The 11,630-nt window shown below is 51.0% G+C and carries 10 protein-coding genes and 1 pseudogene; 1 reads left to right on the top strand and 10 read right to left on the bottom strand.

Features of this window, described 5'->3' with window-relative positions; all coding sequences use genetic code 11:
* From ACMWKK_RS18450 to ACMWKK_RS18430, 5 genes and pseudogenes are all read right to left on the bottom strand, one after another.
* Positions 1–324 (bottom strand): annotated as a pseudogene (locus ACMWKK_RS18450) (phage tail protein); the annotation flags it as partial.
* 60 nt (positions 325–384) lie between these two features.
* Complete coding sequence (locus ACMWKK_RS18445; protein ID WP_406542905.1) at positions 385–4,485, bottom strand: phage tail protein; 4,101 nt, start codon at positions 4,483–4,485, stop codon at positions 385–387.
* 9 nt (positions 4,486–4,494) lie between these two features.
* Positions 4,495–5,022: a tail assembly protein gene (locus ACMWKK_RS18440; protein WP_406542904.1), complete on the bottom strand. Its 528-nt coding sequence runs from the start codon at positions 5,020–5,022 to the stop codon at positions 4,495–4,497.
* The gene (locus ACMWKK_RS18435) at positions 4,965–5,684 is read right to left on the bottom strand and encodes a C40 family peptidase (RefSeq protein WP_047720650.1); all 720 of its coding nucleotides are present in this window, start codon (positions 5,682–5,684) and stop codon (positions 4,965–4,967) included. Before ACMWKK_RS18435 ends, ACMWKK_RS18440 begins: the two co-directional genes overlap by 58 nt.
* Positions 5,684–6,388, bottom strand: coding sequence for a phage minor tail protein L (locus tag ACMWKK_RS18430; RefSeq protein WP_026080747.1), 705 nt, complete (start codon positions 6,386–6,388; stop codon positions 5,684–5,686). The genes ACMWKK_RS18435 and ACMWKK_RS18430 overlap by 1 nt, the downstream gene beginning before the upstream one ends.
* Before the next feature lie 165 nt (positions 6,389–6,553).
* Here ACMWKK_RS18430 and ACMWKK_RS18425 point away from each other — a divergent pair, with 165 nt between their 5' ends.
* Complete coding sequence (locus ACMWKK_RS18425; RefSeq protein WP_063134190.1) at positions 6,554–6,751, top strand: hypothetical protein; 198 nt, start codon at positions 6,554–6,556, stop codon at positions 6,749–6,751.
* Here ACMWKK_RS18425 and ACMWKK_RS18420 read toward each other — a convergent pair.
* The 5 genes from ACMWKK_RS18420 to ACMWKK_RS18400 all read right to left on the bottom strand — a co-directional run bounded on the left by ACMWKK_RS18420 (position 6,730) and on the right by ACMWKK_RS18400 (position 11,606).
* Positions 6,730–6,885 carry a hypothetical protein gene (locus tag ACMWKK_RS18420; protein WP_022651023.1) on the bottom strand — a complete coding sequence of 52 codons (156 nt, stop codon included), beginning with the start codon at positions 6,883–6,885 and terminating at the stop codon, positions 6,730–6,732. The genes ACMWKK_RS18425 and ACMWKK_RS18420 overlap by 22 nt on opposite strands.
* A 21-nt stretch (positions 6,886–6,906) precedes the next feature.
* Positions 6,907–7,260 (bottom strand): phage tail protein, encoded by a 354-nt coding sequence (locus tag ACMWKK_RS18415; protein ID WP_104557951.1) that lies wholly within the window; start codon positions 7,258–7,260, stop codon positions 6,907–6,909.
* Positions 7,261–7,262: 2 nt separating this feature from the next.
* Positions 7,263–10,478 (bottom strand): tape measure protein, encoded by a 3,216-nt coding sequence (locus ACMWKK_RS18410; RefSeq protein WP_406542903.1) that lies wholly within the window; start codon positions 10,476–10,478, stop codon positions 7,263–7,265.
* Positions 10,479–10,542: 64 nt separating this feature from the next.
* The gene (locus ACMWKK_RS18405; protein WP_057060265.1) at positions 10,543–10,857 is read right to left on the bottom strand and encodes a hypothetical protein; all 315 of its coding nucleotides are present in this window, start codon (positions 10,855–10,857) and stop codon (positions 10,543–10,545) included.
* Between the two features lie 74 nt (positions 10,858–10,931).
* The gene (locus ACMWKK_RS18400; protein WP_406542902.1) at positions 10,932–11,606 is read right to left on the bottom strand and encodes a DUF6246 family protein; all 675 of its coding nucleotides are present in this window, start codon (positions 11,604–11,606) and stop codon (positions 10,932–10,934) included.
* Positions 11,607–11,630: the final 24 nt, after the last annotated feature.

Below are 11,630 nucleotides of genomic sequence, written 5' to 3'. Positions count from 1 at the left end.
GTTCATCACATCAGCGAACCCGCTCATGTAACGTTGGTACATGGTAAAGGTTTCAGCGATATCCTGCGCAAGGCCATCTACGCTCAGACTGTCGCTCAGCAAAATTGAATACTTCGTTCCCACAGGGATTGCAGGATTTGCCGCTGGTGTCACGGTGAGGCTAGTTGCCCCGCTGATGGCGGTAATCTGGAATACCTGCGGCGGGCTGGTTAGCGCGATTACGGTGCAGCCATTACGGATGAGAGTGCCAGCTGCAGTGAAATTTGTTCCGGTACCAGTTAGGGTATTTCCGCTGATGGCAATAGTGCCAGTGTTATAAACCATATTTTCTCCGGGTAATAAAAAACCCGCATAGCGGGTTATATTAGAGATTAAAGAGCTGCGTCAGACAAAAGAGCCTGTTCCTCGCGTTATCGTTAAAGTGGGTGAAGAAATGGTTTTACCAGCTGTTCCTGTTCCTACGACTGTAATAGTTCCTGTAACTGTACTGGACGTTATGTTACTCACCGCATGCCGTACCGTTATCCAAAGCCCGCCAGTTCCGGCAGGAACATTTATGGTTCCAAAATCACGGGAGCTGCCATTAATATTGAGGGTTATATTTGCAGTCGTTGTGCCTGACAGAGAAGAAACGAAAATCAGTGCCTCAAGGAGTGCTGATTTCCCTAATACCGATGAAGACGAATCGGTAAAAGTAATTGTTCGCGATGCATTCCCTCCACCTGAAACAACGACATCACTACCAATACCCACGTTCGCTATATCGCCAACAAAACTGGTAGCTTCGACCGTACCTTTGAAGCTACCGCTTGTTGCATAAACCGCCCCACGCACAGTAACGTTATTGAAAACGGCATAACCCGATTTGTTGATGTGCCAGCCGACGTTTCCTGTTCCGTCCCATGTCGCGGACTGGATGTAATTACCAATTTTAGCGTTGGCAATTGTTCCATCCTGGATAAAGCTATCGCTTATGAAAGTTTGCCCGTTCTGGATCACAAATGGCAGCGTAACTGTACCGCCAGCCTGCGCCATTACCGCGAAACGGTCAGCCACAAACAGCACCTGTGATTGCATGCCGGATGGCGCATTCTCAACACCTATCCCCATACCAGCAGCATACTGTTTTCCGTTCGCATCCACGGCAACCTTGATGCTGTACATCGCGCTGAGCTGGCCGTTTACGTTCGCAATTGCCTCAGCATTCGTGGTTATCGCAGACGTATGCCCGTTCACGGTCGCCGTGATGGCATTTATCTGCGTGGCCGTGGCCTGCTGATAATTCGAAACCGCCTGGCTCAGGCTATTGATGGATGCCCTGTTATTGTTGACGTCAGTTTTGACATTCAACAGGGCTTGCGCCGTTGCCTCCCTGTCGTTTGCCATGACGTTATCAATACGACCTATAGCGGCCTTGTTATCTCCGTACTGCGCGCTGAGTGTGATTTGCTGATTAACCTGCGCGAGCGTACTAGTGATCAGCGCAATAGCATTGTTCTGAATACCGCCGCTGGCCGTATCAGTTTGTGCACCCAGTTCTTCCAGACGTGATGCCATTGAGGAATCGAGGTCTGTTACAACCTGGCTAAGGTCAGTGATTGATGCTGTATTTTGAGCGCCTACAGCAGATGCTGAATCAGCTTTGTCAGATGCGGCCTGAGTGGCAGCCGTCAATTGACTTACCGCAGAAGCGCGAGCTTCAGTTTCCGTTGCTAACGCCTGGCGAACATCAGTAATACCCGCTTCATTCTGGGCAGTTTTCGCTTCTAGACGAGTAACATCCGTGACGCGTGCCTCCGTCTCAGTGGCGATCACCTCCCGGAGCTGTTCGAAGGTCGCAGAGTTAGCGCCCTGCTGGGCTGTCTGGCGCACAACAACATCAGCAATAGCCATGGCGTTGCCAATGATTGCTTCTGCTGTCTGCTTATTCGAACCTACTGCTGCAGCCAGACCATCGGCGTTCTCCTTAATCGCGTCAGAAAGTTCGGCCAGTTTCTCGCTGCTGGCTACTGCATCCTCAATTAGGTCCTTTAAGACTTCAGAACTTTTGATGTCCTCCAGGATTGCATTGGTGATATCACTGAAGTCGTCCGTTGGTTTTCCAGAAGCCTCTACAAATCCTGAAACGCCAAATGCATTACGAGTTCGAACATAAACGTAATAAACATGGTCAAACTTAAGTTTTTGGATGGTCCACTGATTGCCACGGCCAAGGAATTGAGTTTTATTCTCAATGTCGTCGGACAATGGAATCGGAGTCTCACCTGCGTACCAAAATTCAAAAGAAGTATCAGATGTGGCAGTAACAGACATGACCGGAACTAAAGTGGCCTGAAGTGGGCCAGGTATCCACTGAACCGAGTTCGGGGGATTAGGCGCTCCGATAATCAGGCTTACCTGAGTCTCAGCGCCTTTCATTCCATTTTCGTTTCGACCACGAACCCCAAGCGTGTAACTTCCTGCATTCAGGCCGTAAAACTCATATCGGAACTGATCGGTCTCATACTGCGCAACTAATTTCCCATCAGCACTGTAAACGTACAGTTCAAACATCAGCTTTTTAGTGGTTGTAGCTGTTTCCCAGGTTGCTGTGACCTGAATGGTCTCAGAATTTGTGTTAATGATGCGCAGATTTTCAATGTTTGGCACACGGTAGCCATTAAGGGTATCGCTGGGAATGTCAAAAACAGCCCCCTCATCAACAATGGCCTGCTTATTTGGATCGTGCTGGGAGGCCGTAATGCTGTATACGGAATTATTTTCGGTCTCCGCAACGCTGAGGATGCGGAATAAACGAGTCGAGACGCTGCTGGTAGAAATGGCAAAAACCGTTCCATCCCGCACCCATGATGGAGTCGTCTTCAGGGTCACGACGTTGTTTGCAACACCGTCAATAACGTACTTCACGAACTTACCATTGCTACCCATGATAGACATGGTATCCCCACCGCCGATAAGCGAGGAGTCAACAGCATCAACGGTAATTTTATTGCCTGAATGCGACATTATTCTGCCGCCGAGGCGTGCGCCGGCATAGTTGTTGTCCATGATTTCAACTATGTCGCCAGGAGTGAAATGGATGGCGTCACGGGCCATCTGGAAAGTTAATCGGCTGCTTTCACGTTTCGCTGTTTCAAGTAGCCATTTACCAGCCCGCCATGCCTGACCGCGTGAGGTACAGCCAAACGCCTCCAGAGTGGTCTCGTTGTAGTTTCCTTTGGCAATCATCTCATCGTCGGAAACGTACTCTTTCACCTGCTCCCAGCCGTTATCCGGGTCAGTCCATGACACAATAACTGCATTGTATTTTTCAGATCGCTTTACAGAACTGCGTTTGAACTCACCATTTACCACATTAGCATTCGTGATTGTCGCGATCGGGTCTTGTGGCGCATCCAGCATGACAGAAAGGCGCAGGCCGTCCCACAGCACAATTCCACGGAACATGCTCGCTATCTTGTCGAGAATGTCACGCGCGCTGGCCTGCTCTGTGATGTAAGCGTTAAGCGTCATGCGTGGCTCTTTGCCGCCGTACCCATCATCAACAAGCTGATCGCAATACTGAGACAGCACATACAGCGCACCGTCATCAACATCGATGTAGCCAGCGCGCTTAGCCAGACCAAAGCGGGAGTTCTTTGCCAGTTCTCTGAACAACCAGGCAGGGTTATTTGTCCATGCCTGTTTGAAACCACCCGTCCACAATCCGGAGTAAGTTCGGGCGATTGGGTCATAATTGTCTGGTACAGACACAATCAGTCCGCGAAGATGGTAAGTGCGGCTTGGGGTGTCGGTGTACTGGTCGCGGTCAATAACGGCGCCTGCGATGGCTGAATATGGATAGCTCAGGTTGTCATCGGTGATTTCACTGTAGCTATTCCAGATAGTGCCGTTGGACAGCAAATCACTGCTGCTGTCGGGCGTAATGCGGCGAACGCGAATATCAAACGGCTTGATATCCGGAGCATCAATCAGATGGGCCTCAAGATATTCGCCTGATATCTTCCCGGTGATGGTCACAGTCTTTTCAATAACCCAGCCTGAAGCGCCAGTTCTGCTCTCCAACACCAGAGTGACGGACGTGTTTTTCTGATTGCCTTTGGTGTCCTGCTCGACCAGTCCGGTCACACCAACGTTAAACCGCACCCGGGTAACGTCCTGATCGGTTATGGTGCGAACCAGCGGAGTATCATAGGTTACTTCGGTGTTTACGATGGTGGTCGCTTCAATAGCAGAGAAGCCATTAATGGGGGATTGCGTTTCAGAGCCGGGGCGCCAGGCGACGCTGACACCATTTACGCTGACACTGCCTGTCGCATCAGTTACGGGAGTCTTATTGAGCTTGAACGATGACAGGTGTTCCTGATCAACGGGCCCATAGATAGGCCCTTCACTGATGAGATCCAGTACCCGGTAAAATTGCTTTGACTTGAGGTTATCGTCGAGGAGTTTGGGGGTTGATGCTTTGCCGCCGCCTGAAGACATAATGCCACCTTAGCTAATAGATTCCGTCCAGTCCTGGTTGTTGCTTGTGTCGATGCCGAGTGAAATAACGTTCGAGCCGACCTCCATTTCTCCAAGGAGGAGTGGCACCGCCCGGCCCTGGCCTACCCGGTTCTCAGCACTGGTAAAAGAGTTGTTTGTGAGCGTATTGGTCTCAGCGGCTTCTGCGGAGGTTTTGGTTTTCATGTTGCGTGACATGTAGATCGAGTAAGCTACCGAAGCCACGCTGACAGCCACCGCAATCCAAGCCGCAGCAGCGGCAGTGATGGCACCTTCAACTACCGGCACAAACAGGACTATAGAACCATCTTTCAGGTGGCGATCCAGATGCCATTGCATGGCCGACACCTCAACATCCTCGCCCGCTACCCGCACACGCAGCTTTGTATTGAGAAAGGCTTTTTTGAATTCGAAATCCTGCGCCAATAGGAGGCGTAATCCCTGCGCTGGAGTATCAACATTCAGGGATATCTGGCGGTAAAATCGGCGTAGATTGCCTGCAAATTTAAAGATGAGCACTGTTCGTGTCTCCAGATTGAATGCGTCTGCTTGATGTATGCCGGGCGCATTTGTTCTCGTCTGCTGAGGTGTCCGACATGGTCATGGTGAAGCACAAGGTTGTCATGAAGGAGAATCATTGAGTGGCATGGGTCGGCGCCGGGGAATGGCTGCCTGATAATGACGTCGCCTGGTTGTGCATCCTGCATGGATACCTGATAGAAGCCATTGACCTGCATATTGGCGAGATAGAGATTTTCTCCCCGCAACCACCATCCGTTAGTCCTCCCGAAGTCCGGCAGGTCGATGCCGCAAAGATGATATGCGTCCCGGAAAAGCGTGTAGCAATCCATAATGCCGTGGTCGAACCTGCGCCCCAGCAGGAGTGGCACAGGCCTGTATTTCCTCAGTTTCCCGCCAGATGCAAGCCACCATGGCAGCCCCGTCATTACCTGCATCTGCCGGTCAGCACCAGAAAGCGCTGGCTGGCTTTGCGGATGCGAATGGAATACTGCGATAATCTCCCCTTTTTCCTCCGCTGCAAGCCAGTCGTCGTCACTTATGCGGAAGTGATGCCAGGGCTCCGGATGCACATTCCGACAGCGAAACACACGCTCGTCATTCAGGATTAACGCACACACTTCATCCTGCGACGATGCCGCATAATCGAGTAGTTCTTGCATCAGGAGACCTTTTGAGAGCCGGGGAAACTGCTTATAGGCATTGGTTCAGGACGTGGGTAGCGAAACCGGCAACCGGTACGACGGTGGGAGCATTTATCCTTCGCTGGATCAGTGGTTGGGTTGTCACGCTCATCTGCAACAGGCGGCCCGTCATATCCACACCCGACGCCGCGATACTGCCACTGGCATACGTCGGCGAGAATAGTACGGGCCGGGATGATGGCGTTGTCGCAGTCAATCGGTGTCGCCAGCGTGTAGGTCACCTGCTCGAACGTCTCTTCCGTCATCTCTTCAACGACGTATCGGGAAACAGCTTCCTGCGTCGGGTCGGCATCAGGGTTCCCGTTCGGGAAATTTACCGCGTCCAGGTATTTCACCGGAACCTGTCTTCGGGTGATGACTACTCCCAGCATGTCATCAAAGTCATGGTTGATGCCAGTCAGTAAACCGGTAACGTTCGCCACCGCCATAGACGGGCGGGCGTAGGTGCCCTCGTTCTTTGACTCGAATCCCTCCACCGCTATCGGATATGCCTGATACTGATTCCCCTTCCAGATCACATTTCCGTAATATCCATTGGTGCCGGAATGGAACCTGATAAGGTCTCCGCCAAAGGGTTGCAGGTCGGCTTCGAACAGGTCGATAAACGCGCCTACTCCAGCGTCGACGCTATCAATAATCATACTGGCTGGTATGTCGCGCACGGCAAACTCCCATAAAAAAAGCCACCAAGTGGTGGCTACTGTTTGAATATCAGGATGTTGCTTACTGATAACCCTGGTTAACGTGTAAGCTCAGCCCGTCAGTGGTGGGACACTGACGTAACCATCGAAGGGGGATGGCTGATTACCTCTGATAAAGGAAAAATAATGTCAGAATTGAAATTAAACGCTATTGACTTTATTTCTTTTGCGGTCGCTGGAAATACATTTAAATTAAAAGCTAATTTGATTGGCCCTAATGACAAGTTTCATTCGGTAAACCTAGATATAGCGCCAGATGAGATAAAGAATAAAACCATCGGTGAGATTGAAAAACTTGCTATTCAAGCCTTGCGTTCAGCTTGAATTACGGCAATTTGATCTAATTTCGCAGTGATTTGATTATAAGCACAGGTGTGAGCGCTAATAACTTCTTCCATCTGTGCTTTCATTGAATCAACCATAGCCTCTAACTCTTCAACACGTTGTTCTAAAGTCATAACTGTCTCCCGCCTTTCGGCTTATCGTGGTACTTGTTCAAAAGTGGCCGTCAGTTCAAACAGCGGCCCGGTCTTTGTCATATTCCAGGATCGGCAGACAAACAGCGCCTGCACTCCGGTATCCGATGGCGTCCAGTAGAAAGACTGCACCGCCATACGTGCCTTGAGGAAAGCATCGACAGCTTTCGCAGCATTAGGCCTTGAGCATTTCGCATCATCCACGCCTGTGAATGTCAGCGAGTATTTATCCATCAGATGGTTAATGCCCTTCGTTTGGCGCTGCTCATAACCATCACCAAGCTTAACAACAGCGACATTAGGCGTCCGTTCTGCCGAGTAGCCTTTCTGTGGTGACCAGGTAAATATCTCTGGCACGATTACCTCCGTAGTAATCCATTCGGACGCTGCTGGTCTCGGATGGTGTTCAGGCTTACCTGCTTCATCATCTGCGACATCTTCGCCATGGTGGCATCATCAATGCCACCAGTTGTGTTGATTTCAAAGGTGATGTGCTGGACGACGCTACCGCCAACACTTCCACTACCCTGCATATCCCGGTTGCTAATCACCCTACCGTTGTCACCGGGAATCATGTACTGGCTGCCGTTGCTGGCCTGGTAGATTTCTGGCTTCCCGCCTTCACCCACTCGATACATTGAGTTGGCGCTGACGGGGCCGCCGTGCTCGCGGGCGCCCGATAGAGTAACGCTTGCCACGTTGGAAAGTAGTGAGGCACCAGCTGATGCAATGGCAGCGTAGTTAGCAAGTTTCTGGTATGGCGTTAACGCTGTTGGATCTGCCATTGCCTGCATGATTGCCATATTCAGGCTCAGCGTTGACTGTGCGATAGCAAAGGCCTTGCTAGCGGCAAACATCGCAAGATAGGCACCACTGCTTTTGCCACCGGCGTTTTCTATCATGCTGGCCAGGCTGTCGAAACCAGACGACGCGGAACTTAAGATAGAACCCAGCGCCTGCACTTGCTGATTGGCTTCTGTTTGCGCGATCGCTTTTCGTGCATTTGACGCCTGAAGCTGAATGGCCGTCTTCGCATCCTCATACTGCTGAACAGAGAGCACGCCCTGATCCTGATAAGACTGCAGCGCCTGAAGCTTTTGCTGCTCCTCTAAGGCTATCTGCGCCGTAGGGTCCTGGACCGCTCCAGTAACAGGATCAACTGAAGTTTTCCCTGCGGCCACCTCCTGATTAACGAACCTGCCAGCCTGCTCGGCCTGCTGACGCATTTTCAGAGCATTGGCGACATCCCACGTTTTAGCCGCATACTGCCCCGCAAGACGGATCTGGCCTTCTGTAGCCCCCTTACCCAAAGACTGCTGAGCCGTCAGGATCGCCTGTTCCCGGCTCAACTCCTTCGTATAGTCTGCTGCTAGCTCGGACTGTTGCTTTAAGCTGGATAACTTCTGAGTAATTGACTCAGCCTGACTTGCCGACTTTTTCCCTTGGGACTCAGCTTCCGAAGCAGCCTTATTCCTAGCCTCTTCAGCTTTCTGGAGGTCGTAGTTTTCTCCAGCTAGTCTTTTAGCAGCTGCGATCTGGTTCGGGTTCTCCGTTGCCTTTGCGGCCTCCATGCCAGCTTTGGTAACGGCACGCAGGCGCTCATCCTGAATTTTAAGAAGCTCGTTTTGCTCCTCCAGGTTCAGGATTATTTTGTCACCGGCCTGAGTTGGCGGTGAGATTTCCAGTGCCTTTGGATTGAAGTTCTGCCCCGCCTGATTGGCCCTGTTGATTGCATTGGCGGTATTGCCAAATGCTTTCGCTACAGCGTCCTGAACCTGCTCAAGCACCGTTCCCTTTTCGATGAGGCTATCGTGGATACCCATCGATTCGAGCATGTTGTTATTGAGGATGGTCTGCGCGCTGTCTCTGGTTCTGATCGTGTCGTTCAGCTTGCCTTCAATGTCGGAGCGGTCGCGCTGTTTCTGATTGATTTCGTCGGTTAGCCTGGCTGCGATCTTGAGTAGTCCGTTACCTTGCTCTGCTGTAGTGCCAAACTGCTTGCCTTTTGACACATATTCATCGCGCTTAGCGATTAGGGAGTCAATCTCACCAGTCAGGTCAGCGATCGCGCTTTTTTGCCCCTCTATCGCGGTATTGGCATCTGCGATAGAACCCCTGAGAGAGGTTACGCTCATTGATTTCATTGAGCTATTGAGCTTGTCCAGGCCGTCAGCGAAGGCGATCGCTTCCTCTTTTGCTTGCTGTGATTTCTGCCAAAAGTAGAAAATCGCAGCCCCGGCCAGCATTGCCGCACCCATCGGCCCACCGATGAGAGAAAGTGCACCCCTGGCTAGTCCGATACTCGCGGAAGCGGCGCGCACCGCAGCAGCAGCTCGTGTAGATGCTGCGGCCTGCGCATCTTCAGCAATCTTGTGTTCAATGGCTGCGGCAGTAGCCCGTGTTTTTGCGGCCACAAGCGCATCCATCGCTGTCATCTCAGCAGCGCTCCCTCTCGCTACGTTATATTCAGCTTGCGCCAAAGCAAGCGCGGACATTGTGGCTTCCTTATCTGCCACGGATTTGCGCAATGTAGAGTTAGCTGAAATCAATGCAGCCTGTGAAGATTGGGAGTCAGCAATAACCTGCTGCCTGGAAGCTGCAATGCTCTTAACTTTTGCCGCTACACCCTGTGTCATTGCTCCAACATATCTCGCAGCAATGACACCAGAAAAGACAGTCGCCGCAGTTGTCGCTGCATCAATGAAGCCAGTCATCTTTTCAGAGTTCTGGCTGAACTTAAGCATTGAATCAGCAGAAGCGATCAGCCCGTTGGTAAATTCCTGGATAACTCCAGTCTCATTCTCGAAGGCAACGAGGATGGATGTTATCGCAGTCTTAATTCGCACACTGGCATCGACAAGGTTGTTAGACATCCCAGCCGCTGCTGCTGTGTTTGCTTCAAGAGATTGCCGGAGTCCTTCGGTAAGCTGCTGAGCCGTCAGTTTCCCCGCGGCGCCCATCGCTCGGATTTCAGCTGCCGATTTGTTACTGGCCGTGGCTATGTCATTAATCACCGACGGAATAGCGGTGGTGATTGTCTCCCACTGGTCCGCCGCCACCTTGCCGGTGTTGATTGATTTTGAGAAGGCATCAATTGCGTTGTTTGCGCGATCAGCAGAGGTGGCGTTTTTCACGAACGCATAGGACATTGAGTCCTGCACATCAATAGCCTGGTTGGTTGTGTACTTCATGCTGCGCAGACTGTCAGCCGTGCGGATGTAAAGCTCCTGTGCCTCCTGCAAAGAACGATATGTACCGTTTGCTGTTGTCAGCAGACGCTGCTGCACCATTTCGAACTCAGCCTGGCTGGAAGTAGCCATTTGCACGCGCTCGGCCATTTCCTGATACTTCTGCACCAGGCCAGCCATTTCACGCAGCGCAGAGGCCGCAATCACACCTTTGATTGCAGATGACAGCCTCGATAGTCCGGTATCAAGCGCATCAGCCGCCTTGTTCGTTTTGTTGAAGCTCTGCTCCATGCTGTCTAGAGCTTTATCAGCCTGGCGCTGCCCTTGCAGCAGTGGCGCTACGTCAGCGCTTACTTCGTAGTAAATTTCGCCAACGTTCGTGGTCATTCGCTATTCTCCGGGAAATAAAAAACCCCGCCGTAGCGAGGTTTAGAGGTAATTACGTTTGTTGTTAATAGCCTTTAATGGCATTTATCGTTTGAGTCTGGTTTGACTGCTGAATGATGCTGTCGGTGGTTTTCATCCTCACCTTCGCATCTTGCTGGCCAGTCTGCGTGTAGAGATCACAGTCAGCCTGGCTAATCGATAAACTTCCTCTTCGTGCAAACTCTGCCTGAATTTTCGGCATGATTTCAGTATTTCCATACCCAATAGCCTGCCCTTTAAGCGTACACAGACCTACATCATCATAAGATGTCAGCGGGCGCTCTTGGGCGCAGCCAGCGAGAGTAAAAGCAGCGAAGCCAACCAGAATTAACTTTCTCACGTCCCTATCCCCATTAGAAAAGATGGGATTAATCCTATCAGGGATCGGGCAAATGAAGAAACCCACCTGAACCTCTACGCCGCCTTAGCCAGCCGCCGCGCTTTCTTAGCCATATAGTCATCAGCCACCGCGTCGTACTCTTCTTTCGTGAAGCCCTTCTGGTCAGGGTATTTAGCAGCGATGAGTAATTGAAATTCGGTCATCGTGAGTTGCTCAGCCTCTGCCCGGCTCATGCCGAAGTGATTGCGCGCTGCGCTGATATATTCAAACGCATTGAATTCACTGGTCGCTTCATTGCTTTCATGCCGCTGAAGTTTCCTGACCTTAGCTTTTCCGATGATGCCATGAGCTATCAGTGACTGAGCAATGATCAGCATGTTGTATTCATTCATGGCACCACGGCGAACCTTAAATGTTTTCCCTGCCGTTTTAGCTGGACGCAATTCGCCGATCAAAGCAGTGGTATCTTCATCACAGCATGCATCAATCACTGTCATAGCCGCCATTACAGCCTTGCGCCCGTAACTGGTCGATTTGATATGCTCGATAAGCCAGACAGGAACGACACCATAAGCTTTTATCGCTGATTCAATTAACCCGGAAACTTCGTCGTGATAGAGGTTATAGAAGGTGCTGACAATCTCGACGGGTTCGCCTATCCGTGTCATGTTGATGAATGAAGGCCTGAGTAAATAGTCCTGATCTCCATATGTGATCAGGCATTCCCCAATTTCTTTTATTGTTTTCATGAAAACCTCATAACCTGAATTATC

The sequence above is a fragment of the Enterobacter sp. 01-M-03-SI-ECC genome, from assembly GCF_047530215.1.
Lineage (GTDB): Bacteria > Pseudomonadota > Gammaproteobacteria > Enterobacterales > Enterobacteriaceae > Enterobacter > Enterobacter chengduensis.
The sequence above is the reverse complement of the archived record's forward strand: the minus strand, read 5'-3'. Positions and strand labels throughout refer to the sequence as shown.

Coding starts and splice junctions, on each gene's coding strand:
- ACMWKK_RS18435 (WP_047720650.1), bottom strand. CDS start 5,684: ATGCAAGAACTACTCGATTATGCGGCATCGTCGCAGGATGAAGTGTGT.
- ACMWKK_RS18425 (WP_063134190.1), top strand. CDS start 6,554: ATGTCAGAATTGAAATTAAACGCTATTGACTTTATTTCTTTTGCGGTC.
- ACMWKK_RS18420 (WP_022651023.1), bottom strand. CDS start 6,885: ATGACTTTAGAACAACGTGTTGAAGAGTTAGAGGCTATGGTTGATTCA.
- ACMWKK_RS18410 (WP_406542903.1), bottom strand. CDS start 10,478: ATGACCACGAACGTTGGCGAAATTTACTACGAAGTAAGCGCTGACGTA.
- ACMWKK_RS18445 (WP_406542905.1), bottom strand. CDS start 4,485: ATGTCTTCAGGCGGCGGCAAAGCATCAACCCCCAAACTCCTCGACGAT.
- ACMWKK_RS18400 (WP_406542902.1), bottom strand. CDS start 11,606: ATGAAAACAATAAAAGAAATTGGGGAATGCCTGATCACATATGGAGAT.